The sequence below is a fragment of the Streptomyces sp. 8N114 genome, from assembly GCF_052245835.1.
In the GTDB taxonomy this organism is placed as follows: Bacteria; Actinomycetota; Actinomycetes; order Streptomycetales; family Streptomycetaceae; genus Streptomyces.
This window is the reverse complement of the sequence record NZ_JBQQBT010000010.1, coordinates 1-25,527: the sequence shown is the minus strand read 5'-3', so window position 1 is coordinate 25,527 and position 25,527 is coordinate 1. Positions and strand designations below refer to the sequence as shown.

Annotated in this window: 18 protein-coding genes and 2 pseudogenes; 14 read left to right on the top strand and 6 right to left on the bottom strand. The window is 70.9% G+C overall.

What is annotated here, in order from left to right; genetic code table 11:
- Positions 1–7 precede the first annotated feature (7 nt).
- Positions 8–1,090 carry a sugar phosphate nucleotidyltransferase gene (locus ACTWQF_RS21625; protein WP_443281261.1) on the top strand — a complete coding sequence of 361 codons (1,083 nt, stop codon included), beginning with the start codon at positions 8–10 and terminating at the stop codon, positions 1,088–1,090.
- A 56-nt stretch (positions 1,091–1,146) separates the two neighbouring features.
- Positions 1,147–2,061, top strand: a complete 915-nt coding sequence (locus tag ACTWQF_RS21620; RefSeq protein WP_443281260.1) for a DNA-3-methyladenine glycosylase family protein — start codon at positions 1,147–1,149, stop codon at positions 2,059–2,061.
- 16 nt (positions 2,062–2,077) lie between these two features.
- Here ACTWQF_RS21620 and ACTWQF_RS21615 read toward each other — a convergent pair whose 3' ends face one another.
- The 3 genes from ACTWQF_RS21615 to ACTWQF_RS21605 form a co-directional block, all read right to left on the bottom strand.
- Positions 2,078–3,445 (bottom strand): coenzyme F420-0:L-glutamate ligase, encoded by a 1,368-nt coding sequence (locus ACTWQF_RS21615; protein ID WP_443281420.1) that lies wholly within the window; start codon positions 3,443–3,445, stop codon positions 2,078–2,080.
- 56 nt (positions 3,446–3,501) lie between these two features.
- The gene (gene cofD / locus ACTWQF_RS21610) at positions 3,502–4,506 is read right to left on the bottom strand and encodes a 2-phospho-L-lactate transferase (protein WP_443281259.1); all 1,005 of its coding nucleotides are present in this window, start codon (positions 4,504–4,506) and stop codon (positions 3,502–3,504) included.
- A gap of 95 nt (positions 4,507–4,601) precedes the next feature.
- Entirely contained in the window at positions 4,602–5,099 is a 498-nt protein-coding gene (locus tag ACTWQF_RS21605; protein WP_443281258.1) for a cysteine dioxygenase, read from the bottom strand.
- Positions 5,100–5,897: 798 nt separating this feature from the next.
- Here ACTWQF_RS21605 and ACTWQF_RS21600 point away from each other — a divergent pair.
- The 3 genes and pseudogenes from ACTWQF_RS21600 (at position 5,898) to ACTWQF_RS21590 (ending at position 11,840) form a co-directional block, all read left to right on the top strand.
- Positions 5,898–6,161: a WhiB family transcriptional regulator gene (locus tag ACTWQF_RS21600; protein ID WP_004952403.1), complete on the top strand. Its 264-nt coding sequence runs from the start codon at positions 5,898–5,900 to the stop codon at positions 6,159–6,161.
- A 282-nt stretch (positions 6,162–6,443) separates the two neighbouring features.
- Positions 6,444–10,214: a glycosyltransferase family 2 protein gene (locus ACTWQF_RS21595; protein WP_443281257.1), complete on the top strand. Its 3,771-nt coding sequence runs from the start codon at positions 6,444–6,446 to the stop codon at positions 10,212–10,214.
- Positions 10,211–11,840: pseudogene (locus tag ACTWQF_RS21590) on the top strand (DUF5719 family protein). The gene ACTWQF_RS21595 and the pseudogene ACTWQF_RS21590 overlap by 4 nt, the downstream one beginning before the upstream one ends.
- Positions 11,841–11,918: 78 nt before the next feature.
- Here the strand turns inward: ACTWQF_RS21590 and ACTWQF_RS21585 are convergent.
- A complete protein-coding gene (locus ACTWQF_RS21585) occupies positions 11,919–12,368 on the bottom strand; it encodes a metallopeptidase family protein (RefSeq protein WP_443281256.1) in 450 nt (149 codons plus the stop codon).
- Between the two features lie 289 nt (positions 12,369–12,657).
- On the opposite strand from ACTWQF_RS21585, the gene ACTWQF_RS21580 reads away from it, so the two are divergent.
- The 6 genes from ACTWQF_RS21580 (at position 12,658) to ACTWQF_RS21555 (ending at position 18,568) form a co-directional block, all read left to right on the top strand.
- Positions 12,658–13,104, top strand: coding sequence for a DUF3499 domain-containing protein (locus ACTWQF_RS21580; RefSeq protein ID WP_443247917.1), 447 nt, complete (start codon positions 12,658–12,660; stop codon positions 13,102–13,104).
- 85 nt (positions 13,105–13,189) lie between these two features.
- The gene (locus ACTWQF_RS21575) at positions 13,190–14,575 is read left to right on the top strand and encodes a phosphomannomutase/phosphoglucomutase (RefSeq protein ID WP_443281255.1); all 1,386 of its coding nucleotides are present in this window, start codon (positions 13,190–13,192) and stop codon (positions 14,573–14,575) included.
- 109 nt (positions 14,576–14,684) lie between these two features.
- Positions 14,685–14,858: a Trm112 family protein gene (locus tag ACTWQF_RS21570; protein ID WP_209237390.1), complete on the top strand. Its 174-nt coding sequence runs from the start codon at positions 14,685–14,687 to the stop codon at positions 14,856–14,858.
- Between the two features lie 94 nt (positions 14,859–14,952).
- Complete coding sequence (locus ACTWQF_RS21565; protein ID WP_443281419.1) at positions 14,953–16,251, top strand: SIS domain-containing protein; 1,299 nt, start codon at positions 14,953–14,955, stop codon at positions 16,249–16,251.
- 98 nt (positions 16,252–16,349) lie between these two features.
- Entirely contained in the window at positions 16,350–17,561 is a 1,212-nt protein-coding gene (gene manA / locus ACTWQF_RS21560; protein ID WP_443281254.1) for a mannose-6-phosphate isomerase, class I, read from the top strand.
- Between the two features lie 38 nt (positions 17,562–17,599).
- Entirely contained in the window at positions 17,600–18,568 is a 969-nt protein-coding gene (locus tag ACTWQF_RS21555) for a cation diffusion facilitator family transporter (RefSeq protein WP_443281253.1), read from the top strand.
- 82 nt (positions 18,569–18,650) lie between these two features.
- Here the strand turns inward: ACTWQF_RS21555 and ACTWQF_RS21550 are convergent, their stop codons facing one another.
- Positions 18,651–20,903, bottom strand: a complete 2,253-nt coding sequence (locus ACTWQF_RS21550; protein ID WP_443281252.1) for a fructose-specific PTS transporter subunit EIIC — start codon at positions 20,901–20,903, stop codon at positions 18,651–18,653.
- Between the two features lie 396 nt (positions 20,904–21,299).
- Here ACTWQF_RS21550 and ahcY point away from each other — a divergent pair, with 396 nt between their 5' ends.
- Both ahcY and ACTWQF_RS21540 read left to right on the top strand, forming a co-directional pair.
- A complete protein-coding gene (gene ahcY, locus ACTWQF_RS21545; protein WP_443281251.1) occupies positions 21,300–22,760 on the top strand; it encodes an adenosylhomocysteinase in 1,461 nt (486 codons plus the stop codon).
- 139 nt (positions 22,761–22,899) lie between these two features.
- Positions 22,900–23,514, top strand: coding sequence for a hypothetical protein (locus tag ACTWQF_RS21540; RefSeq protein WP_443281250.1), 615 nt, complete (start codon positions 22,900–22,902; stop codon positions 23,512–23,514).
- 495 nt (positions 23,515–24,009) lie between these two features.
- Here ACTWQF_RS21540 and ACTWQF_RS21535 read toward each other — a convergent pair whose 3' ends face one another.
- Complete coding sequence (locus ACTWQF_RS21535; protein WP_443281249.1) at positions 24,010–24,303, bottom strand: hypothetical protein; 294 nt, start codon at positions 24,301–24,303, stop codon at positions 24,010–24,012.
- 9 nt (positions 24,304–24,312) lie between these two features.
- Between ACTWQF_RS21535 and ACTWQF_RS21530 the strand changes: the two are divergent.
- Positions 24,313–25,198, top strand: a pseudogene (locus ACTWQF_RS21530) (stage II sporulation protein M).
- Positions 25,199–25,527 lie beyond the last annotated feature (329 nt).

The following is a 25,527-nucleotide window of genomic DNA, read 5'->3' as shown; positions in this document are numbered from 1 at the left end:
ACAACAGGTGACAGAAGCGATCCTTCTGGTCGGGGGCAAGGGCACCCGGCTGCGTCCGCTCACGGTGAACACCCCCAAGCCGATGGTCCCCGCCGCAGGTGTGCCCTTCCTCAGCCACCAGCTGGCCCGGGCCCGCGCCGCGGGCGTCGACCACGTGGTGATGGCAACCTCCTACCTCGCCGAGGTCTTCGAGCCGTACTTCGGAGACGGGTCCCAGCTGGGACTGCACCTGGAGTACGTCACCGAGGAGGAGCCGCTCGGCACCGGCGGAGCCATCCGCAATGTCGCTTCCCGGCTCTACTCGCGCCCCGACGAACCGGTGCTCGTCTTCAACGGCGACATCCTCTCCGGCCTCGACATCCGTGCCCTGGTCGACCAGCACACCCAGGCCGGTGCCGATGTCTCGCTGCATCTGACGCGGGTGACCGACCCGCGCGCCTTCGGGCTCGTCCCCACGGACAGCACGGGCCGCGTGACGGCGTTCCTGGAGAAGCCGCAGACGCCGGAGGAGATCGTCACCGACCAGATCAACGCCGGTGCCTACGTCTTCACCCGTTCCGTCATCGACACCATCCCCGCGGGGCGGCCCGTCTCCGTGGAGCGGGAGACCTTCCCCGGGCTGCTGGCGGCCGGAGCGCAGCTCCACGGTATGGTCGACTCGACCTACTGGCTCGACCTGGGCACCCCCGAGTCGTTCGTACGCGGCTCGGCCGATCTCGTACTGGGCCGCGCCCCCTCGCCCGCCGTACCGGGCAGATGCGGTGAGCGGCTGATACTGGAGAGCGCAGCAGTGGCGGGGGACGCGAAGCTCACCGGTGGAACGGTCGCCGGGGCGGGAGCCGAGGTCGGAGCGGGGGCCCGGATCGACGGCAGCGCACTGTTGGACGGTGCGGTAGTGGCACCCGGAGCACGGATCCGGGACTCGCTGATCGGCGCAGGAGCGCGTATCGGAGCCGACACCGTGCTGGACGGCGCTGTCATCGGCGACGGGGCCGTCATCGGTGAGGGCAACGAACTGCGCGGCGGCATCCGCGTGTGGTGCGACGCCCGTATACCGGCCGGCGCGGTGCGCTTCTCCTCGGACCAGTAGCCCTCCCGGCGGCCGGGCGGCGGGGCTGTCAGTGCCGGCCCGTACGCTTGCTGCCCGTGTCACTCACCCGCACCTGGACCCCGCCGGGCCCGTACGACCTGTACGGCAACCTGCGTGTGCTGCGCCGGGGCCCGTACGACCCGACGTACCGCACCGAGGGCGGCACGATCTGGCGCGGCACCCGCACCCCGGACGGCCCGGCGACGCTCCGGGTGGGCATGCAACAGGGCGGCACGCACGGCGTCGTATGTGCTCAGGCGTGGGGGCCGGGGGCAGCGTGGCTGCTGGACGGACTGCCCGCACTGCTCGGCGCCGAGGACGACCCGGCCGCCTTCGTCCCGCACCACGACATCGCCTACGAGGCGCACCGCCGCAACCCCGGGCTGCGGCTCATCCGTACGGGGCGGGTGCTGGAGGCGCTGATCCCCAGCGTCCTGGAGCAGAAGATCACCACCGAGGAGGCATACCGCGCCTGGCTGCTGCTCGTCCGCCGGTTCGGCGAGCGCGCCCCGGGACCGCACCCGAATCTCTGGGTGATGCCGCACCCCCGCGACTGGCTGCGCATCCCCTCCTGGGAGTGGCACCGCGCCGGTGTCGACCAGAAGCGCTCCGCCGCGATCCTGCGCGCCCTCCAGCGGGCCGGCCGGATGGAGGAGGCGGCACACATGGACCTCCAAGCCGCGCTGGCCCGACTCCAGGCCATCCCCGGCATCGGTCCCTGGACGGCAGCCGAGGTCCTGCAGCGCTCGAACGGGGAGCCGGACGCCATCACGGTCGGAGATCTGCATCTGCCGCGCCTGATCGGCTACGCCCTCACCGGCGCCCGGGGCACCGACGACGACGGCATGCTGGAGCTGCTGGCCCCCTACGAGGGACAGCGGCACCGCGCCGGCCGTCTCATCCTGCTGGGCGGCCCGCGCATGCCGCGCCGTCAGCCCCGCTTCCCGGTGGGGAACATAGCCCCGCTGTAAGGCGCAGGAGCGCGGGTCAGCGCTCGACGACGAAGTCCGCCGCTGACCGCGCCGGGCGCTCCCGGGGCGGGGCCGCCGGGTGGCCGATTGCGACGGCGCCCATCGGGTCCCAGCCCGCGGGCAGATCGAGCACCTCGCGCACCACGTCGCGGCAGAACATCGTGGAGGAGATCCAGGCAGAGCCCAGCCGCTCCCCGGCCAGGGCGACAAGGAAGTTCTGGATGCCCGCGCCGGTCGCCACCACGAACATCTCCCGCTCGGCGGCGTTGCGGCGGTCGTCCGGATAGGTGTGCGAGCCGTCCATCACCAGGCAGGGCACGGCCAGACAGGGAGCGTTGCGCAGTACGTCGCCGCGCTTGACGCGCTTGGCGATGCTCTGTTCGCTCTTGCCGTCGCCGCGCAGATCGGCGGTCCAGGCGTCCCGCATGGCGTCCAGCAGCCGGGTCCGGGACTCGGCGCTCTCCAGCAGGACGAACCGCCACGGAGTGGTGTGGTGCGGCGCCGGAGCGGTCACGGCGGCGGCGACCGCGCGCCGTACGGCCTGTCCGTCCACCGGTTCCGCGGTGAACTCCCGTACGGTCCGGCGTAGCGTCACCGCTTCGCGTACGGCCTCCGAAGTGCCCAGCCGGAACATGTCGTTGGCGGCGTCGCGCACCAGCGCCCGCGCCGTCTCCGCGTGGCCGGCGCCGCTCCGCTCGTCCGCGGGCAGCACATGGTGGGACAGCCCGCGCACCACCGCGACCGGCAGCCCGCTCGCCTTGCCCTTGACCAGTTCGCCCGCCGCCGCCAGCTCGTCGCCGACGGCGGTGACGGTCACCCCCAGCGGGTTGCCGTACATGTCGACGCTGCCGCGCAGGTCCTCCAGGACCCGCACCCCTGCGGCGCCGATCGCCACGTCGGTCTGCCCCTCGCGCCAGGGCCGCCCGAAGGTGTCGGTGACGACGACGCCGACGGTGATGCCGAGCGCCTCCGTCACCCCGTCCCGTATCTGCCGGGCCGTGGCATCGGGGTCCTCGGGCAGCAGCAGCACGGTGCCTTTGGGCGTGTTGGAGGCGTCGACCCCGGCTGCGGCCATCACGAAGCCGTGCCGGGACTCCACGATCCGTGCCGGACCGCGCCGCGCGACGACGCGTACGGTCTCGGCGTCGATGGCGGCCTCGCGGTCGTCGGCCTGCACGATGCGGCCCTCGGCCTTGCTCACGATCTTCGAGGTGACGACGAGCACGTCGCCGTCCACCAGCCCCCGCCCGCCGGGAGTCGCGGCGGCATCCACGACGAGCCCGACCAGGTCGTCGCCGGGGTGCACTTCCGGAATACCGGGCAGCGCCCACACCTCGTACGAGGTGCCGGGAACGCTCCCGCCGGCGCCCGCCCTCTCCGTCACCTCCGCGGCCTCAGCCGTGTCCGTCGTCCCGGCCGCCTCCGTGGTCACCGCCGCCGTCACGCCCGTACCTCCTCGGCCAGCTCCAGCGCCTGCCGCGCCATTTGAGCCGTGGCCTGCTCGTCGCGCATCAGCAGCGGTACGGCACGGCAGCGGATGCCCGCGTCTTCGACAGCCTGGACGGCGCCCGCGTCCACCGTGTCGACGAGCCAGCCGTCCAGCAGCCCCGAGCCGTAGTGCATGGCGACGGCCGCGGCGCTGGTCTCCACCCCGACGGCCGCCAGCACCTTGTCCGCCATCCCGCGCACCGGCGCGTCGCCCACTATGGGCGAGAGCCCGACGACGGGCACGCCCGCGTCGGCGATGGCCTCGCGGATGCCCGGTACGGCCAGGATCGTGCCGATGCTGACGACGGGGTTGGACGGCGGGAAGACAATGGTGTCGGCCCCGGCGATGGCTTCCAGCACACCCGGCGCCGGCTTGGCGGCGTCGGCGCCGACCGGTACCACGGCGTGTGCGTCCACGGAGGCCCGCAGCCGCACCCAGTACTCCTGGAAGTGCACCGCCTTGCGGCCGCCCTTGCCGCCTTGGCCGTCCGCGCCGCCCTCGCCGTCCTCCGCGTCCGGGTCGTCGATCAGCACGTGCGTCTCGACCCGGTCGTCCGTCATCGGCAGCAGCCGCACCCCGGGCTGCCAGCGCGCGCACAGCGCCTCGGTGACGGCGCTGAGCGGATACCCGGCGGAGATCATCTGGGTGCGGACGATGTGCGTGGCGAAGTCCCGGTCACCCAGCCCGAACCACTCGGGGCCCACGCCGTAGGCGGCCAGTTCCTCCTTCACCACGAAGGACTCGTCCGCCCGTCCCCAGCCCTGTTCCTCGTGGATGCCCCCGCCCAGGGTGTACATCACGGTGTCGAGGTCGGGACAGACCTTCAGGCCGAACAGATGGATGTCATCACCGGTGTTGCCGACGACGGTGATCTCCGCGTCGGGCACCGCGGACCTGAGCCCGCGCAGAAAGCGGGCACCGCCGATGCCCCCGGCCAGAACCACAATGCGCTGCATGGGCACCAGTCTCGCAGCCCGGCGCCCGCCCCCGACATCAGGTCCGCCGCGTCACCGGCGTCGGCCCGCCCCGCATCCGGCATCACGTCACGGCATCAGGCCAGGGCGCCCTGCGCGACATCGCGCGCGGCGGGGCCGACGGAGCAGTGCTGCGGCATCTCGGTCAGCCCGGGTGCGTAGACGTGCACGCTCACGGCCGGATCCAGCCCGTCGTTGACCACTTCGTGCACATATCCGGGAGCGAAGACCCGCACCGTTCCGGCGTCGAGCACACGTTTACCTCGCCCGTGTTCGGTCAACTCGCCCTCGAGCACGCCGAACACACCGAACGAGCGTCCGTGATCGTGTCGTCCACTGCCCTGTCCGGGCAGCCAGCTGAGCAGCCATACCTCGTATCCGGGCCCCGTGCGCAGCCGGTGGTACCAGCGCAGGGTCGGGTCGTAGCGCACCAGTGGCGCCCAAGCGGTGCGGTCGGCGGCGAGTTCACGGATCAGCCCGGCGAAGTCCGCGACGGTGGCGGGGTGCGCGGGGGCAGGGGGGAGAAGGTGCGGAATGGCGAGCGGGTCGCCCGCGATTTCGAGGTCGCTGTTCACGTGCGGGAGTGCCTTTGTACGAGAGCCGGCCAGACGCCGGGACGAATCGGATGCCGGCGCCGGCGGGAGGCCGGACACGGCGGCGGGAAGTGCGCAAGGGCGCGGCGGGGAGTGCGGAAGAACGCGGCACGCTCAGCCGGAGCAGATGCTCGACGGCGGCGGGGCCGACGCTCGGCTCAGGCCGAGCCGGGCCTCAGCAACAGCGTGCGTGACAGCCGCGCGGACAGCGACAGCGGTGGGGCTCCAGGACGTGAGAAGCGACGCGGGGGAGCACGGACGCACCCCCGGCAGACCGCGCGGCGAGGGCGCCACGGGCCGTACGGGTCTCAGAGGTCACTGCCATGCGCTCCAGAACAGCGCCCCCGTGCCCCAGGTGTCAACCTGTTGTCGCGTTTGTGGCGAATCTTTCATCCGTTCCGGCCCCTATGGGTGGCGAAAGGTTTGTGCCCACCGGCGCCGGAGAGATGGCGCACCAGCCACGCCCGTACGCCGTTGCACTTCCGTGATCAGAGTGTGATCAGGGCCATCCGGGGGGTGGTGCGGAACGTGATCGCAGGTCACCACGTTCTGAAATCAGGAGTCGGGCAAAACCCCCCGGCGCCAACCGCGAGTGTCATAGTTCGTAGTGATTTGAACACTTACTGCGAAGGCTTGGTTCCGCCGGGTGAATAACGGGCTCAATAGCAGATCTCGGCTTGACTGCCCCGGATCGGCACACTTGTAATTTCACTCGTGTCGTTCAAGAGGGTTCGATAACGACAGCATCACGGGGTCGAAGAGACGGATCGAGGGGCGCACATGACCGAGCTGTTCCAACAACTGCTGGTCGAAGAGGCGGACGAGGAGCTGGGCTGGCAGGAGCGCGCCTTGTGCGCTCAGACCGATCCTGAGTCGTTCTTCCCCGAGAAGGGCGGATCTACCCGCGAGGCGAAGAAAGTCTGTCTCGCGTGTGAAGTCCGCTCCGAATGCCTCGAATACGCGCTCGCCAATGACGAGCGTTTCGGCATTTGGGGCGGCCTGTCCGAACGTGAGCGGCGCCGTCTGAAGAAAGCCGCTGTCTGACCCGGATCCGTACCGGACTGCCGACCAGCCGAAGCTGGCAACACCCCAGCAACCCGAGCCGTGCCCCTCGCACCGCTCGCCCGGAGAATCATCGAGCCCGCCCCGGGCTGTTGCGACGGACCGCCGGACGCGTAAGGACTAGCCGTTAGTGTGGGGCCGTCCGCGACGCACCACCCTGGCAAGGGCGTGCGTTCACCGCTCCGATACGCGTCTTCCGGGGGCTTGCAGCCACCGCGGCACTGCCGCGAGGCGCCCCGGCACCCGGGGAGGGCCCCTACCTCGATGTCCGTGCACAGCCACATGGCGGCCCACTACGAGGCGGCCGCAGCAGGGTTGGCCCCCTTGGAGCCACCCGAGTTCCCCCGGCACGTCGTCACTGCCGTCCTCGTCGCCCACGACGGCGCACGCTGGCTTCCTGACGCGCTGAGCGGGCTGCTGGAGCAGAGCCGCCCGGTGCAGAACATCATCGCCGCCGACACCGGCAGCGCGGACAGCTCCGCCCAGTTGCTGACCGACGCGCTCGGCGCCGAACGCGTACTGCACATGGCGCGACGCACCGGCTTCGGTACCGCCGTCGAGGAGGCAGCCCGCACCGCGCGCTGGCTCACCCCAGAGGACCTCCCGTATCTCAAGCGGCCCAGCGGCTGGGACCCGGTCAACCGCACCTGGCGCGACGACGCCTACGACATGCCTGAACTGCCCTACGGCGAACCCGTGCAGTGGCTGTGGCTGCTGCACGACGACTGCGCGCCCGAACCGGACACCCTGGCGCAGCTGCTGCGCGTCGTGGACGCCGATCCGTCGGTCACCATCACGGGGCCCAAGCTGCGCGGCTGGTACGACCGCAGACAGCTGCTGGAGGCGGGCGTCACCATCGCGAACAGCGGCCGGCGCTGGACGGGTATCGAGCGGCGCGAGCAGGACCAGGGCCAGCACGACCAGGTGCGCCCCGTGCTGGCCGTCTCCTCCGCCGGAATGCTCATCCGCCGCGACGTCTTCGACCAGCTCGGCGGGTTCGACCGCCGACTGCCCCTGATGCGGGACGACGTCGATCTGTGCTGGCGCGCCCAGGCCGCCGGGCACCGGGTGCTGACGGCGCCGGACGCCGTGATGCGGCATGCCGAGGCGGCCTCGCGGGAGCGCCGCCCGGTCGACTGCGTCGGCCGCGCCAGCCGGGGCGGTGCAAGCCCGCACCGGGTCGACAAGGCGGGCGCCGTCTACACACTGCTCGCCAACATGCCGGGCGCACTGCTGCCGTGGGTACTGCTGCGCCTCGTTGTCGGCACACTGCTGCGCACCCTCGCCTATCTGGTCGGCAAGGTGCCCCGGCAAGCACTGGACGAGATCGCCGGACTGTCCGGCACCCTGCTGCTCGGCGGGCGCATCCTGACCGCACGCCGCAGGCGGGGCAGACCGGCGGTGACGCACAAGGACCTGCGCCCGCTCTTCCCGCCGCCCGGAGCCACTCTGCGGGCGACCGTGGAACAGGTCACCAGCAACTTCACCGGACGCTCCGAGCCGGAATCCTCCGCCGGGGGCCGGCACGGCGCCGTGGAGTCGGGCCCCGGGGACGAGGACGCGGACTTCCTGGAGGTCGAACAGTTCGCGCGCCTCAAGCGGCTCGCGCAGAAGCCGGGCCCCGTCCTCTTCGCCGTACTGCTCGTCGTCTCGCTGGTGGCCTGCCGGGCGCTGCTCGGCGGTGGCGCACTGGCCGGCGGTGCGCTGTTGCCGGTGCCTGACGGAGTGTCTGGCCTGTGGGCGCGGTACGCGGAAGGCTGGCATCCCGTCGGCACGGGCGGCACCCAGTCGGCGCCGCCCTATCTGGCCGTCCTCGCCGCGTTCGCCACCCTGCTGTTCGGCAGTACGAGCCTCGCGCTGACGCTGCTGCTGGTGTGCTCCGTCCCGCTCGCCGGGGTCACCGCCTACTTCGCCTCCCGTCCACTGGTCGACTCGCGCCTGGTACGCGCCTGGGGGAGCGTCGCGTACGCGTTCCTGCCCGCCGCCACCGGCGCGCTCGCCCAGGGGCGGATCGGCACCGCCGTGCTCGCCGTACTGCTGCCCCTGATGGCCCGTGCCGCTGTGGCGGCCAGCGGGCTGCGCGGCAGGGGCGGCTGGCGGGCGGCGTGGGCGTACGCGCTGCTGCTGACCCTCACGATGGCGTTCACCCCTGTCGTGTGGCTGCTTGCCGCTGTGCTCGCGGTCGCGGCGCTCGGGGTGCGCAGGGCGGACGGTGCCTCGTTCGGTGCGCTCGCCGCCCGGCTGACCACCGCCCTGGTGACGCCGCTGGTGCTGCTGGCCCCCTGGTCGCTGTCGCTGTTCACCGACCCCGGGCAGTTCCTCGGCGAGGCGGGCCTGGAGTACGGCACGGGTGCGGCTTCCGCCGTCGATCTGCTGACCCTCACGCCAGGTGGACCGGGCACCACTGACGGGCTGTTCCTCGTCGGCCTGGTGCTGGCCGGACTCGCCGCACTGCTGCGCACCGAACGGCAGCTGGCCGTACGGGCTGCCTGGGCCGTAGCCCTGGCAGCGCTGCTTGCCGCAGCGCTGTCCAACCGTTCGGCCTGGGCCGGGCCTGCCACTCTCGTTTACGGGCTCGCGCTGCTGTGCGCCGCCGCGGTCGGTGCCGAGGGGGCTAAGGAACGGGTGGCCGCGCAGAGCTTCGGCTGGCGCCAGCCGGTTGCCGCCCTGATCGCTGCAGCCTGTGTGCTGGCCCCGCTGGGCGCCGCCATCGGCTGGATGGTGCGCGGCGCCGACGGTCCCCTCTCGCGGCGCGACCCGGTGCAGGTGCCCGCCTTCGTCGCGGAGGAGAGCACCACCAGTGACCAGGCGCGCACCCTGGTGCTCGACCAGCCCGAGGGCACCTCAGGCATCACATACACGCTGGCGCGCGGCTCCGGCGCCCGGCTGGGTGACGCCGAGCTCGCAGCAGCCGACGGGGAGGGCACGCGCCTGGACCACGTGGTCTCCAATCTCGTCGCGGGCTCCGGCGCCGACCAGTCCAGCCAGCTGGGCGGTTACGCCGTGCGGTACGTCCTGCTGCGCGACGGCGCCTCACGCGAGACGAGCCGCACCCTGGACGCCACGCCAGGGCTGACCCGGCTCAGCCAGGCGGACGGCAGCGCCCTGTGGCGCGTCGACCGGCAGGTCTCCCGTCTCTCCATCGTCCCCGGCCGGCAGGAGAACGGCTCAGCCGGCGCGGTGACCGCCCCGGTGGCTGTTCCGGCTGGGCCCGTCGACTCGCACGCGACGCTGCCGTCCGGCCCCTCGGGGCGGGTCCTGCGGCTCGCGGACCGCGCCGACAGCGGCTGGCAGGCCACGCTCGACGGCAGCCCGCTCAAGAGCGTCACCGTCGACGGCTGGGCGCAGGGCTTCGAACTGCCCACCGATGGCGGCAAGCTGGAGCTCAGCTACGAGACCCCGCTCACGCACACGGCCTGGGTCTGGACGCAGGGCTTCCTCCTGCTCGTCGTTCTCGTCCTCGCGCTGCCGGGCCGCCGTCGCGACGTGGACGACGACCTCCCGGACGCCCCGCCGGCGCCTGAGCTGTCCGCCGCCGGTGACGGCCGCAGGGCCCGCAGGCTCCGCGCCGCCGCCGAGGCGGCCGAGGCCCCGCCTGCACCCCCGGCCCCGCCCGCGCCGCAGGGTCCGCCGCCCGTGCCCGGGCAGCCGGAGTACGACCCGTACGGCCAGCAGCAGCCCTACGTGCCGCAGCAGGCCCCGTACGCGGACCAGGCGGGCTACGGTCAGACAGCCCCGTACGAGCAGCCCTCCTACGACGCCTACGGCGAGCCCTCCTACGGCCAGGTCCCGCAGCAGCAGCCGTACGAGCAGCAGCCGTACGAGCAACAGCAGCCCTACGAGCAGCCGCCCTACGACCAGCAGTCCGCATACGACGCGTACCAGCAGCCTGCCTCCTACGAGGACTGGCAGGCCCAGCAGTACCCGGCCCAGCAGCCCGCCGACCCCTACGGCTACCAGCAGGGATACGAGGGGCCGGGCGCACCCGGCTACGACAGCAGGTACGGCAACGGCAACGGGAGCGAGCAGCAGTGAACCGCACAGTCCTCAGCTTCGGAGCCGTCGCCGTCGCGCTCGCCGCGGTGACCGGGGTCGCCGCGCTCTCCGCACCGGACGAGGCGGCGCAGAGCGGTGAGAGCGCCAAGGCAGCCGCTCACAAGCCCGTGGAGCGCTCCACGCTGGTCTGCCCGCAGCCGAGCGCGTCCGACGTCGCGGAGACCTCCTACGAGGCGTTCACGCCCAAGGGCGGCCCCGGCAAGAAGGGCAGCGCGGCCCTGTACCCCGCTGAACTCGCCGAAACGGACACCCCGCAGAGCCCCGACGACGACAAGGACCGCGGCAAGGACGGGAAGAAGGGCAAGAAGAACGAGAAGGGTAGGAGGGACGCCGGAAAACAGGGCGAGCAGACCGAGCAGCACCAGGACGCCGGGACGGCCGACAAGGGAAGCGGAAAACCCTTCCTCCCTCTCAGCAGCCCCGGCACGCCTGTGACCGCCGACACGGACGACCCGAAAGCGCCCGCACTCACCGGCACTGCTGACGGCCCCTTCGCACCCGGCTGGACGGTGCAGCAGACGACGAGTATCGGTGCCGGTGCGGGGCGCGGTCTGCAGGGCACGTCCTGCTCGGTGCCGGACACCTCGTTCTGGTTCCCCGGTGCCAGCACGGCCGAGGACCGGCAGGACTACGTGCACCTCGTCAACCCGGACAGCACCACCGCGGTCGTCGACCTGGAGCTGTACGACAAGAAGGGCAAGGAAAAGGCGAGCGAGGGCGCCGGTGAGGACGTGACCGTTCCGCCGCACTCCACCGTCCCCGTACTGCTGTCCACTCTCACCGCCGAACCGGTGACCAATGTGACACTGCACGTCACTGCGCGGACCGGCCGGGTGGGAGCACAAGTACAGGCCCTCGATCGTAAGTTGGGCGGTGACTGGCTGCCGCCCGCCACCGACCCGAGCCCCCGCCTGGTGCTGCCGGGAATCCCCAAGGACGCGGCCTCGGTCCGGCTGGCCGTCTTCGCGCCGGGGGACGAAGACGCCGACCTCAAGGTGAAGCTCGCGGGCCGTACCGGGCAGATCAGCCCCGCCGGGTACGAGACCCTGCATGTGAAGGCGGGCATGGTGACCACTGTCGACCTTCAAGGACCTCACCAAGGGCGAGGCCGGTTCGCTGGTGCTCTCTTCCGCGGAGGGTGGCGAGGACGCTCCCGGCGTGGTGGCGGCAGCACGGGTCCTCCGCGGCAAGGGCAGCAAGCAGGAGACGGCGTTCATCCCCGCTACGGAGCCGGTGCGGAAGCAGGCCACTGCCGCCGGCACCAGTCCGACCGGCGCCACCCTGGCGCTGACCGCGCCGGAGACCGGGGCGAGGGTGCGGGTGACCGCGTCACCTGGCAGCGGCGGCAGCCCCAAGAGCACCACCGTCTCCGTCAAGGCGCACACCACCAAGGCGTTCACCCCGCCCCGCCCCACCGGCGCCAAGGGCACCTACGCGGTGACGGTGGAGTGCCTCTCCGGCGGCCCGGTGTACGCCTCCCGCACCCTGGAGCGCGAACAGTCCGGACTTCCGGCCTTCACCGTGCAGACGCTCCCGGACGACAGGAGCATGGTGGCGGTACCCGGCTCGACGCAGGACCTGTCGGTACTGAACGACGACAAGTGAGCCCTGCGGACAGCGAACCGCTTGGCCGCGCTTGGGCACACGCCTGAGGTGCGGTGGGCACAGGGAAGGGCAGGACCGTCAGTCCTGCCCGTACCGAGGGTCGACCGACTCCGGTGCGAGCCCCAGCAGTTCGGCCACCTGCTCCACCACGACCTCGTGCACGAGAAGAGCCCGCTCGTCCCTGGTCCGGCTGCGGATCTCCACCGGGCGCCGGAAGACGATCACCCGGTCCGGGCGCTCGCCCACGCCCTCGGTGACCCGTCCGAGCGGCACGGCGTCGTCGCCCTCGCGCACCTCGCCGTTGTCCGACCGCGGCACCTCCTGGACGGCGAACTCGACGCCGGCCAGCTGCGGCCAGTGCCGCTCCAGGCGGACCACCGAGTCACGCACCAGGTCGTCGAACGCCTCTGCCCGGCTGATGGCGAGGGGCACTTGGGGAGGTGCGATGGGGCCGCGCATGCCACGGCCGTGGCGGTCTCGGCGGCGCGGCCGGGAATCGGCCCGGCGCGGCGGTACGGGGCTGTCCATCACCTCCGAGCCTAGCCCGCCGCAGGTCCCACGCGGGGCACGACGGGCGCGTGCGGAGCATCTCCCGCATATCAGCGCATGAAGACTCTTCGCCCTTTCTGTCGCTTTGATCGCCTTTTTTGGTGGAGCTGAGCATGGGAAATGACCGGAATCAGGTGAATGGCGAACGCTTCGCGAGGTGACCCTGATCACGGGCTCTCGGTCAGGGGGCGCTCACCCGGTCGCCGTGCGCGCCTTTCAGCAGATCAGGCGTTTCCGGCGAACGCGGACGACACGGCAGGGTGACGTCATGGAGAGTCGTCGCAGCCCGCTCAAGAGTGCGGTACGGTCCAACGTCGTGAGCCCTGTACGTCGCTGTTCGCGCACCGCTTGCGGTCGTCCCGCCGTCGCGACGCTGACGTACGTCTACGCGGACTCCACCGCCGTTCTGGGCCCCCTCGCCACCTACGCCGAGCCGCACTGCTACGACCTGTGCGCCGAGCACTCCGAGCGGCTCACGGCACCCCGCGGCTGGGAGGTGGTCAGGCTCGCCGTCGACACGGCGGCGGCCCGCCCCAGCAGTGACGACCTGGAAGCCCTCGCCAACGCCGTTCGCGAGGCGGCCCGGACGCCACGGCACGAGCCGCAGGACCCCGCCCCCAAGGACCGGCTCAGCGGACCGCACGGACGTGACGCCGACCCGATGGAGGTCGCCCGGCGCGGCCATCTGAGGGTCCTGCGGTCCCCGGAGTCGTAGCACACCGTGCTGCCTGGCGGCGGCCCTCACCCCCGCGGGTAGATTTGGGGCCGTTGCCGACCGACGACCCCAGGAGAGGCTGGCCGTGGCTGATCTGTCTCAGATCGTTAAGGCGTACGACGTGCGCGGTGTGGTGCCGGACCAGTGGGACGAGACGACAGCGGAGCTCTTCGGCGCCGCGTTCGTCCGCATCACCCGGGCCTCCGCCATCGTCGTCGGACACGACATGCGGCCCTCCTCTCCCGGCCTCGTCCGGGCGTTCGGAAAGGGCGCGGCCGGCCAGGGCGCCGACGTCACCGAGATCGGACTGTGCTCCACCGACGAGCTCTATTTCGCCAGCGGCAAACTCGGCCTGCCCGGTGCGATGTTCACGGCCAGCCACAACCCCGCCCAGTACAACGGCATCAAGATGTGCCGTGCCGGCGCGACACCGGTGGGCGAGGAGACCGGACTTGCCGAGATCCGCTCCCTGGCGGAGCAGTGGTCCGCCGCGGGCGGCGCGCCTGCCTCCGACAAGCCCCAAGGCACCGTCAACGAACGGAACATGCTGGAGGAGTACGCGGCACACCTGCACTCCCTGGTCGACCTGTCGGACATCCGCACCCTCAAGGTCGTGGTCGACGCGGGCAACGGGATGGGCGGCCTCACCGTCCCCTTCGTGCTTGCCGGGCTGCCGGTCGAACTGCACGAGATGTACTTCGAGCTGGACGGCAGCTTCCCCAACCACGAGGCCAACCCGCTCGATCCGAAGAACCTGGTCGACCTCCAGCACAAGGTGCGCGAGGTCGGCGCCGACATCGGCCTGGCCTTCGACGGCGACGCCGACCGCTGCTTCGTGGTGGACGAGAACGGCGACCCTGTCTCCCCGTCCGCGATCACAGCGCTGGTCGCCTCCCGCGAGCTGGCCAAGGAGCCGGGCTCCACCGTGATCCACAACCTGATCACCTCCTGGTCCGTCCCGGAGGTCATCAGGGAGAGCGGCGGCCTGCCCGTCCGTACCCGGGTCGGTCACTCCTTCATCAAGCAGGAGATGGCCAGGACCGGGGCGATCTTCGGCGGGGAGCACTCGGCGCACTACTACTTCCGCGACTTCTGGAACGCCGACACCGGCATGCTCGCGGCCCTGCACGTACTGGCCGCGCTCGGCGGGCAGGAGGGCCCGCTTTCCCAGCTCGTCGCCCGCTACGACCGCTACGCCGCCTCCGGCGAGATCAACAGCACCGTCCAGGACCAGTTCAACCGCACAGCAGCCGTCAAGGCGGTCTTCGCCGGGCGCGAGGGCGTCACCATCGACGAGCTGGACGGACTCACCGTGACCGGCGTCAACTGGTGGTTCAACCTCCGCCCCTCCAACACCGAACCGCTGCTGCGGCTGAACGTGGAGGCCCGTGACGTCGCCACTGTCGAGCGCATCCGCGACGAGGTGCTGGCCATCGTCCGGGCGGAGGGCGAAACCACCTCCGCGGTCTGACAGCCGCCCCGGTACCGTCGGCCGCCCCCGGCGGTACCCTGACCGCACAAGCCAGCACACAGCTGCACAGTCAGCCCACAGCTGCCGCGCACCGCACCTGGAGGAACACATGCCGCTCGAAGCCGGACTCCTTGAGATCCTCGCCTGTCCGGCGTGCCACGCGCCGCTGCGCGAGGAGGGCGACGAACTGCTGTGCACCGGGGACGCGGAGTGCGGCCTGGTGTATCCGGTGCGCGACGGCATCCCGGTGCTCCTGGTGGACGAGGCCCGCCGCCCCGCCTGACCCGGCGCACAGTTGAGTTCCGGTGCGCGACGGCCGGGACGCCCAGCAGGCGCCCGTACGCGCAGCACCGGAAGCCGATCGGAGGCCACGGAAGATGCTCGACGAGACGCTCCTCGACGCCCCCGAGGCTCTCGCCCGCGCCGACGTACGCGGTCTGCTGCGCGGCGCCGCACAGGCCGGAGCACGCGTTCGAACGGGGCTGCGCCAGGCCACCGAGGCAGGTCTGGACAAGCTCCAGCCGGAGGGCCGCCCCCGCGCGCTCCTGGTCGCCGGACCGGGGCCGGCCACCGCGTGTGTCACCGACCTGCTCGGCGCTCTCACCAACGGCGCCGTACCCGTCACCAGACTGCGCCCCTCCGGCGCCCATGCGGCCACCGGAGCACTGCGCTGGCCGCTGCCCGGCTGGGCGGGCCCGGTGGACCTCCTGCTGCTCGTCACTCCGGACGGCACCGAACCCGGCCTCATGGCCCTGGTCGACCAGGCGTACCGCCGCGGCTGCACCGTCGTCGCCGTCACCCCGCAGGGCGCGCCGCTTGCCGAAGCGCTGGGTGAGACCCGGGGCCTCGCGGTGCCGCTGGCGCCGGGCCCGTACGAGGTGTACGCCTCGCCGGACGTCCCCGAGCACCCGCTGGAGGCGGATGTTGCCGATGGGCCGCTCGGCGGGAACGGCCCGAACGGTGGCAGCGACCGGAACGGCGAGACCGACCGGGACGGCCAGGACAGCGACCGCGGGTCGCGACGGACCCCCGCGACGCTGGCCGGACAGCCCGTCGGCGCCCCCGGCACGTTCTGGGCGCTGCTGACTCCGCTGCTGCTTCTGACCGACCGTCTCGGGCTCACCCAGACCGGACCGTCAGCCGTTACGGCGGTCGCCGACCGGCTGGACGAGATCGCGGAACGCTGCGGCCCCGCCATCCCGCCCTACAGCAACCCCGGCAAGACCCTGGCTGTCGAACTGTCGGGTGCGGTGCCGCTGCTGTGGAGCGAGGGCGGCATCGCGGGCGCCGCTGCGCGCCACTGGTCCGCCGTCCTCGCCGCGCTCTGCGGCCGGCCGGCCCTCGCGGCCGAACTGCCCGAGGCCATGACCGCGCACGGCGCACTGCTGTCGGGTCCTTTCGCGCCGGGCTCCGACCCGGACGACTTCTTCCGCGACCGGGTCGAGGAGCCGGAGACGACCCGCGCCCGTATCGTCCTGCTGCGCGAGGAAGCACCCGGCAGCGAGTCCGCGACCGTGGCAGCCCGCGATCTGGCCTACGCGCACGAGGCGGCACTCAGTGAGCTGGAACCGGCCGAAGGCAGCAGCCCGCTGGAGGCGGCGGCCGAGCTGATCGCCACCGCTGATTTCTCCGCCGTTTACCTCACGCTCGCCGACAGCGACTCCCCTTGGGCGTGACCGAGTACCTGCCGCCCCCTACCCGACATCCCGCAGCCCCAATGGACTTCCGCAGCCCGCACGGACTCCTCTGAGCACGACAGGAAACAGCACACCTCATGGACCGTCTGGAGAACACCGTCAGGCCGTACGCCTGGGGTTCCACCACCGCCATCCCGGAACTGCTCGGCGAGAAGCCCACCGGTCAGCCCCAGGCCGAGCTGTGGATGGGTGCCCATCCAGGTGCGCCCTCCCGCATCGACCGGGGCGCCGGACCGCTCCCGCTGTCCGAGGCGATCGCCTCCGACCCGGAGCGCGAACTGGGCGTCCCGGCAGTGCGCACGTTCGGGCCCCGACTGCCGTTCCTGCTGAAGCTGCTTGCAGCCGCGGCCCCGCTCTCCCTCCAGGTGCATCCCGACAGCACGCAGGCGGTCCAGGGGTACGCCGATGAGGAGGCACGCGGCATCCCGCTGGACGCCCCGGAGCGCAACTACAAGGACGACAGCCACAAGCCCGAACTCATCTGCGCCCTCACCCCGTTCGAGGGGCTGTGCGGCTTCCGTCACCCCCAGGAGGCCGCGGCGCTGCTGGAGGGCCTCGGCGTGAACGGTCTGAAGCCGTACGTCGACATCCTGCGAGCCCGCCCCGAGAGCGAGGCGCTGCGTGAGGTCCTGACGGCCCTTCTGACGGCCGACAAGGACGCGATGGCCGCCACGGTCACCGAAGCCGCCGAGGCGGCCTCCGAGCGCCCTGAGTACGCCGTGTACGCGGACCTCGCGCACCACTACCCGGGCGACCCCGGGGTGCTCGCCGCGATGCTCCTCAACCACGTCGTCCTGCGCCCGGGCGAAGCGCTGTTCCTCGCCGCCGGCGTTCCGCACGCCTACCTCAGCGGCCTCGGCGTCGAGATCATGGCCAGCTCCGACAACGTGCTGCGCTGCGGCTTGACGCCCAAGCATGTGGATGTGCCCGAACTGCTGCGCATCGTCCGCTTCGAGCCGACGGAACCCGGCATCCTGCGCCCCGAGGCGGACGACGCGGGCGGCGAGGAGGTCTACGAGACACCCGTCGGCGAGTTCCGGCTCTCCCGCTTCCTCCTCGTCCCCGGCGCCCGTCCGCACACCCTGCACACGCCTGCCCCGCAGATCCTGCTGTGCACCGCGGGAGCCGTCGTACTGCACGCAGGTGAGGACAACGGGCAGGATGACGCCAGAGCGGGCGGCGGGGAGGAACTCAGCCTCGGCCCCGGGAAGTCCGCGTACGTTCCGGCAGGGGAGCCGGTACGAATCTCGGGTGACGGTACGCTCTTCCGCGCCACCGTGGCCGTCTGACCGGACGGTCGCACAGCAGTAGGAAGGACCCGGGACTCGTGAGTGCATCAGGCGGAACAAAGGCGATCGTCGCCGCGCTGGGCGCCAACCTGGCCATCGCCGTCGCCAAGTTCGTCGCGGCGGGCTTCAGCGGCTCGGCCTCGATGCTTGCGGAAGGCGTCCACTCCGTCGCCGACTCCGGAAACCAGGCGCTCCTCCTGCTTGGCGGGAAGAAGGCCAAGAAGGAAGCCAGCGAGGAGCACCCGTTCGGATACGGTCGTGAGCGTTATATCTACGGCTTCCTCGTCTCCATCGTCCTGTTCACCGTCGGTGGCGTCTTCGCGCTCTACGAGGGCTACGAGAAGATTGCTCACCCACACGAAGTCGAGCACTGGTACTGGCCGGTCGGCGTACTCGTCTTCGCCATCATCGCCGAGACCTTCTCCTTCCGTACCGCCATCCAGGAGTCCAACCAGGTCCGCGGCAAGCTCAGCTGGGGCCAGTTCGTCCGCCGCGCCAAGGCGCCGGAGCTCCCCGTCGTCCTGCTGGAGGACCTCGGCGCGCTCGTCGGCCTCTTCCTCGCCCTCGGCGGTGTCGGCCTCGCGCTGCTGACGGGCAACGGCGTCTGGGACGGCATCGGCACCATGTGCATCGGTGCGCTGCTGGTCGTCATCGCGCTGGTGCTGGCGGTGGAGACCAAGTCGCTGCTGCTGGGCGAGTCCGCCGACCCGGCCGAACGGGAGAAGATCAACGCCGCGCTCGTCGACGGCGAGACCGTCACCCGCGTCATCCACATGCGCACGCTGCACCTCGGCCCGGAAGAGCTCCTGGTGGCCGCCAAGGTGGCTGTCCAGCACGACGACACGGCCACACAGATCGCCCGCGCCATCGACGCGGCCGAGCACCGCATCCGCGAAGCCGTGCCGATCGCCCGGGTCATCTACCTGGAGCCGGACATCTACCGCGCCCAGGAGGCCGGTGCGGAGTCCGTCTCCGAACCGTCTGACGTGACGGGCCCGAGCGCCTGACCACAGCCACAGCACGAGGAGGGCCCGCCCTAGGGTTTCGGGGCGGGCCCTCCTCGTGACGTGCTTCAGCTGTGCGGCTGCCTCATTGGATCTCGGCCAGCGCGTCCAGCACGGCCTCCTTGTCGGGCGCCTCCAGCAGACGCGTGCGGAACGCGGGGTCCATCAGCTTGCGGGACAGCAGGGCCAGGATGCGCAGATGCTCGTCACCGGCTGCCGCCTCGGGCACCGCGATCATGAACACCAGCCGCGCCTTCGTCCCGTCCAGTGCGCCCCACTCGATGCCCTCGGCCGACCGTGCGAACCCGACGACCGGTGCGGTGACCGCGTCCGTCTTGGCGTGCGGGATGGCGATCTCCTCGCCGAGCCCCGTGGTGCCCTGCTCCTCCCGGGCGAGCGCTGCCTGCACGAGCGCCGCACTGTCGGCAACCTTGCCGCTGCGCTCCAGCAGTGCGGCCATCTCCCGGATACCGGCGTCCTTGTCGACAGCTGAGAGCTGCTCGCTGACGGTCTCCGCGGTGAGGTATCCGGAGAGCACTTCGGCCGCCGCCCCGGCGGCTTCCGTGCCTTCTGCTGCGCCCTCTGCTGCCTCGCTCCGAGGGGGTACTGCTGCACCGCCTTGAGGCGGTACGACGGACTGCTGCACCGCCGCGGCAGGAGGCTCCGCCTTCGCACGCTCGTCGCCGTCGCTCTGTGCGCTGCCGGCGCGGTCCGCACTGTCCGGCTTGCGCGTTGCTGGTGCGCCTGCTCGTACGGCGCTGTCCGTACCGTCCGGGCCGCGCGTTTGGGGTGATCCGGTCCGGGAACGACGTGCCCCGAGCGTCACCAGGCCGGCCGTGGTCAGCGCCGTGACGGCCGTACCGATCAGCACTGCCACGAAGAACATCGCCACACCGTCGACCGCGCCCAGCACCGCCACGATCGGCCCGCCGTGCGGCACGTTGTCCCCGACCGCGGCCAGTCCTGCGATACAGCCCGCGACGGCGCCACCGAGCATGTTGGCCGGGATCACCGTGGCCGGCCGGGCGGCGGCGAACGGGATGGCGCCCTCGGTGATGCCGAAGAAGCCCATGAACAGCGCCGCCAGCCCGGTCTCCCGCTCCTGGTCGGAGTAGAACTTGCGGCGCAGCAGCGTCGCCAGACCCTGGCCCAGCGGCGGTACCGGAATGGCCGCCGCGCACATACCCATCACCTCGGGGCTCTTGGAGACGAGCCCGGTGCCGAACAGGAACGCGGTCTTGTTGACCGGGCCACCCATGTCGAACGCGATCATCATCCCGAGCACCACGCCCAGCAGCGCGGCACTGGTGCCGGTCATGCCGCCGAGGAAATCGGTGAGATTCTCGAAGACCCAGGAGATCGGCTTGCCGATGACATAGATGAAGAACAGCCCCAGCGCGGACGTCGCCACGATCGGGATCACGATGATCGGCATGATCGGCCGCACGAACCGGGACACCGGCACCAGCTTGATCCAGCGGACCAGATACCCGGCCAGGAACCCGGTCACGATCGCCCCGATGAAGCCCGCCCCGGACTTGGAGTCGTACAGCTCGCCCGTATTGGCGATCCATCCGCCGATCATGCCCGGCACCAGAGCGGGGCGGTCGCCGATCGCATAGGCGATGTAGCCGGAGAGGATCGGGACCATCAGCGTGAACCCGATGGTGCCGATGTCGTTGACGTGCTTCCAGAAGCTGCCGTCCGGTATCACCAGACCGCCGTCAGCCTGCGGGTGCCCGCCGAGGGCGAGCGAGACGGCTATCAGCAACCCGCCGACGACCACGAACGGGATCATGTACGAGACCCCGTTCATCAGCGCCTTGTATCCGATGCTGCGCTCCCGGCTCCTGGCACCCGCGGGACCCGACGGTGCTCCGTCGGCTCCCGCGCCGCCCGTGCCGTCTCCTCCGGACCCTCCGCTGCCTCCGTTGCCGCCCTGGCCGTCTCCGCTCCCGGCCCGGGCTGCTCCGCCCTGGTGGACGGGCGCCTGGTGTACGCGGTCGATGAGGCCGTCGGGGTCGCTGATGCCTTCCGCCACCCCGACGACCAGCACGCGCTTGCCCCCGAACCGGCTGAGGTCCACGTCCTTGTCAGCGGCGACGATGACGCCGTCAGCAGCTATGACATCGTTGTCGGTCAAGACGTTCTCTGCCCCGATGGAGCCCTGCGTCTCCACCTGCATGGCGATACCACGGGCCTGTGCGGCCTGGGTCAGTTTTTCCGCGGCCATATACGTATGAGCGATACCGGTGGGGCACGCCGTCACGGCAAGCAGTTTCAGCCCCGGTCCGGCCGGGGGAGCCGCTCCGTCACGGGGATCGGCAGGACTGGTCACGTGGAAACTCCTAGCTCGGCCAGTGTGTGGAGGGGTGCGTTCTCGCGCCGTTGCAGTCGCAGTCGCAGAGGCCGCAGGGTGCACCGAACCAGCCGGATGGCCAAAAAAGCAAGCGGCCGAAAACCGACCCCGAGGCGTACTTGCTGTCAGCGGCGCCCGTCCGGTCCCCTGGACGGGCGGTGTAGATTCGTAGAGCCAGACGTCGCTGCTGATGGCGGTCGGGCGGCCCGCATCGCGGGCTACCGAGGGAGAGAGGGCCTCCGACGGACTGAGCTGCGAGCAGGGGACGAGTGTGCCCGGCGACGATGTGCGCCTCCGCGCGACCGGCACCACACCGTCCCGCGCCGCAGCACGGACCAGCCAGCCTTATTTCTCGACACCGAGGAGCAGCTCGCAATGACGACGACCTCCACGACCGGCCAGGACTTCAAGGTCGCGGACCTCTCGCTGGCGGCCTTCGGCCGCAAGGAGATCACGCTGGCCGAGCATGAGATGCCCGGCCTGATGGCGATCCGCAAGGAATACGCCGCGGACCAGCCCCTGGCAGGCGCCCGCGTCACCGGCTCCCTGCACATGACCGTGCAGACGGCTGTGCTGATCGAAACTCTGGTCGCTCTGGGAGCCGAGGTCCGCTGGGCCTCCTGCAACATCTTCTCCACCCAGGACCACGCCGCCGCAGCCGTCGCCGTCGGTCCCGGCGGCACCCCGGACAACCCGCAGGGCATCCCGGTCTTCGCCTGGAAGGGCGAGACCCTGGAGGAGTACTGGTGGTGCACGGAGCAGGCCCTCACCTGGCCGAACGCCACCACCGGCGGCCCGAACATGATCCTCGACGACGGCGGTGACGCCACCCTCCTCGTCCACAAGGGCGTCGAGTACGAGAAGGCCGGCGCCGCGCCCTCGGTGGACACCGCCGAGAACGACGAGCACCGCGTCGTCCTCCAGCTCCTCAACCGCACTCTGAGCGAGAACCCGCAGAAGTGGACGCAGCTCTCCTCCGAGATCCGCGGCGTCACCGAGGAGACCACCACCGGCGTCCACCGCCTCTACGAGATGCAGCAGGCAGGCACGCTGCTCTTCCCGGCGATCAACGTCAACGACGCCGTCACCAAGTCGAAGTTCGACAACAAGTACGGCTGCCGCCACTCCCTGATCGACGGCATCAACCGCGCCACTGACGTCCTCATCGGCGGCAAGACCGCCGTCGTCTGCGGCTACGGCGACGTCGGCAAGGGCTGCGCCGAGTCCCTGCGCGGCCAGGGCGCCCGCGTCCTGATCACCGAGATCGACCCCATCTGTGCCCTTCAGGCGGCGATGGACGGCTACCAGGTGGTGACCCTGGACGACGTCGTCGGGACCGCCGACATCTTCATCACCACCACGGGCAACAAGGACATCATCATGGCCTCGGACATGGCCAAGATGAAGCACCAGGCCATCGTCGGCAACATCGGCCACTTCGACAACGAAATCGACATGGCCGGTCTCGCCGCCATCGACGGCATCGTCAAGGACGAGGTCAAGCCGCAGGTCCACACCTGGACCTGGCCGGACGGCAAGACCATCATCGTCCTGTCCGAGGGCCGTCTGCTGAACCTGGGCAACGCCACCGGACACCCCTCGTTCGTGATGTCCAACAGCTTCGCGAACCAGACGATCGCCCAGATCGAGCTGTTCACCAAGCCGGAGTCGTACCCGACCGACGTCTACGTCCTGCCCAAGCACCTCGACGAGAAGGTCGCCCGCCTCCACCTCGAGGCACTCGGCGCCAAGCTGACCACGCTTCGCCCGGAGCAGGCGGCCTACATCGGCGTCCCGGTCGAGGGCCCGTACAAGCCGGACCACTACCGCTACTGATCCAGGCGACGATCCGCTTCTGACCCTCCCGCGCCGGGCCCGGCGGCACAACCGCCGGGCAGGCCGTGAGGCAGACCGGCCCCAGGCCCCCGCCCCGGCGGGGGCCTGGGCGTCACCGCACCGACCCCGGACACCGCCCATGCCCCGCGGCCGATATTCGCTGCACGACCCGCACGACCACACCTTCCTCGGCGAAGAGCACTTCCACTGCGCCACCGGCCCCTCCGGCTGGCGCTACGTCTCCCAGCTCACCACCCCTTCGGGAGAGCACGCGGGCTCCGTCGACCTCACCCTCGACGAACTCGGCCGCCCGATCCGACTCGAACTCCACGCCGCGAACTGGCAGATCCGCGGCGCGGCACTGGAGGGCGTCACCTGGGTGCGCTCCGACCCCGCGGGCGAGCAAGCCCAGGAGGGCAACGTCGCCGCCCACTCCTTCACCGGGGCATCCCCCGCATTCCTCGTCGCGACCTCACGGCTGCTGCGCCCGTCTCCCGGTGACAGGGCCACTCGCATCCGCCTCGTCGCGTTCACACCCCCCGTCCTCGCCCCCCGCACTCTCGACCAGTCCTGGGCGCTGCTGAACAGAGAAACACACGCCACTGACAACGGCCCCCTCGTAGTGGAGAACTACCAGGTCAACGACCTGGAGACGGGGGAGCAGCACGCGGTGCACATCGCCGGCGACGTCGTTCTCGCGGCCCCGGGCATCGAGTTGGAAGACCTCGAGTCACCGCCGTCGACGTTCAACTGACGGCCGCGACACGCTCCTTGAGGCTGACGGGCCTACGACGGCGGCACGAAGCCCGTACGCGGAGGACTCGGCCCGCTCCCGTCCCCCTTCGAACTGGGGGAACCGGGGCCGGAGGAAGCGGGAGGAGCCGGGGAAGAGGGCAGGGGAAGAGGGGGGGAGTGGAAGCTGTCCCGCTGCCGACGCTCCGCCACAACACCCGTCAGATAGTCGGCGGCAGTGATCCCGTACGGTGCCGGCGCCCCGGTCCATTCCCTGACGTCGTTCGCCAACTGCTCGGCCCGCAACGGAAACTGCCGGACCGCGAGCCACAGCGAGTCCGGAACGCTCGACAGATCGAGCTCGGCGAACTCCCCTCGAGCCACTGCGGGGGAGGCTGCACCGCCATCTCCTCCGCCACAGGAACGCGTTCCCGCACCACCAGCGTCCCGGCGAACACGCGCCCAGCCGCCGCCCCGCTCCGACACCAGCGAGGCCGCCCATGCTCACCGGGGACGCTCAATGGGGAAGACGGCAGCGGGTCTGCGGGGCGTACGGGACGACGATCGCCGCCACGTCCAGAGAAGCCACGGCCGTGAGCAGCGCGAGCGCCAAGGCAATGTAGATGGCCCCGTCGAGCACGAGATCCACGCAGACCGCCAGCGCCCTACTCGGCAGCCGCGCCGGGCGCAACCCGAACACAACAGCGTCCTCTGTCACCAGTTCACTCGCCGCACACCCCCGGCCCCGGACCCGTACGCCTTGGACCGCCTGGCACGTCAGCCCCAGTCTTCCAGTACGGCGATCTGCCAAGCTCTCTCCATGGACCTGGATGTCTTCGTCTCGGCCCACCGCGCCGCCACGCATCTCTCCCAGGTTCAGTCGAGTGCCCGGACCCAGCCGTCACCGACCGTCTCACCTGCCTTGTCGCCCGTGCCCGCAGCGTGGTCACCGGGGGGCACACACCGCCTCATGGCGCAACGTCGCACACTTCTTCGCCGCCAGTTTTCCTGAAGCTGTCTACCGCTCCCGCAACTGGTGGGTGCCGACCGGCTCGTCGCAGGGTGGGTGGACACTCACCCAGAAGTCCGCGCCACCATCGGTGCCCCGGAAGAGTTGCGCGAGATGACTCGGCCAGGCGGCCAGTACGAGACCTACTACTCGCGCCACCCGGCCACGTCCTTCGCCGCCCAGGTCCGGGCGAACAACGCCCAGGCCGCCGCCATCTGCCTCGTCTTCGGCGCACTCCTCGGTATCCCGGTGCTCTGACTCCTCTTCCAGAACGTCCTCAACCTCGGCGTCGGCATTGGCCTCATGGAGTCGGCCGGCCGCCTCAACACCTTCCTCGTCCTCCTGCTCCCGCACGGCTTCCTCGAACTGACGACCGTCTTCGTCGCCGCAGGGACAGGGCTCCGCCTTGGCTGGACAAGACCCGGGCCCACGAAGCCGGCAAACAGCACTGGCGCAGGAGCCGTTCCGCCCCCGGCATGGCCCTCGGGCTGACCCCGTCCTGCTGGTGTCCGGGGTCATCGAAGCCTTCGTGACCCCGTCCGGCCTGCCAACCTGGGCACGCGTTCTCATCGGCCTCCTGGCAGAACTGGCCTCCCTGACCTACGTCTATGTCGTCGGCCGACGAGCGGTGAAGCTGGGCGAAACCGGTGACATCGCCGTGTCGGACCGCTCCGCAGACCTGCCGACTGCCGCATGATGTGCGCGGACAGCAGGGAACCTGCTACTGTCCTCTCCGCCCCGGAAAGCCGTTGACGCGGTGAACCGAGGGCAGTAGATTCGAACAGTTGCCTAGAGTTGGACAAGCTCGGCAGCAGCAGTTAGTTTCTTCTCCGCTTCGAACCAAGAAATTCGGCGACGGAATTCTTGCGCAAGAAGCCCTCCGAACTCCAAGCAGATTCGATCTGATAGAGTCGGAAACACCGAAAGGGCAAACGTCCGGAGAAGCCGGTGAGACGGTTTCGAAGGAAGCGTCCGTTCCTTGAGAACTCAACAGCGTGCCAAAAGTCAACGCCAGATATGTTGATA

Excerpts from the sequence above, each read along its gene's own strand:
- cofD (WP_443281259.1), bottom strand. The coding sequence starts at position 4,506 with ATGCAGCGCATTGTGGTTCTGGCCGGGGGCATCGGCGGTGCCCGCTTT.
- ACTWQF_RS21600 (WP_004952403.1), top strand. The coding sequence starts at position 5,898 with ATGACCGAGCTGTTCCAACAACTGCTGGTCGAAGAGGCGGACGAGGAG.
- ACTWQF_RS21595 (WP_443281257.1), top strand. The coding sequence starts at position 6,444 with ATGTCCGTGCACAGCCACATGGCGGCCCACTACGAGGCGGCCGCAGCA.
- ACTWQF_RS21585 (WP_443281256.1), bottom strand. The coding sequence starts at position 12,368 with ATGGACAGCCCCGTACCGCCGCGCCGGGCCGATTCCCGGCCGCGCCGC.
- ACTWQF_RS21580 (WP_443247917.1), top strand. The coding sequence starts at position 12,658 with ATGGAGAGTCGTCGCAGCCCGCTCAAGAGTGCGGTACGGTCCAACGTC.
- ACTWQF_RS21570 (WP_209237390.1), top strand. The coding sequence starts at position 14,685 with ATGCCGCTCGAAGCCGGACTCCTTGAGATCCTCGCCTGTCCGGCGTGC.
- ACTWQF_RS21565 (WP_443281419.1), top strand. The coding sequence starts at position 14,953 with ATGCTCGACGAGACGCTCCTCGACGCCCCCGAGGCTCTCGCCCGCGCC.
- manA (WP_443281254.1), top strand. The coding sequence starts at position 16,350 with ATGGACCGTCTGGAGAACACCGTCAGGCCGTACGCCTGGGGTTCCACC.
- ahcY (WP_443281251.1), top strand. The coding sequence starts at position 21,300 with ATGACGACGACCTCCACGACCGGCCAGGACTTCAAGGTCGCGGACCTC.
- ACTWQF_RS21540 (WP_443281250.1), top strand. The coding sequence starts at position 22,900 with ATGCCCCGCGGCCGATATTCGCTGCACGACCCGCACGACCACACCTTC.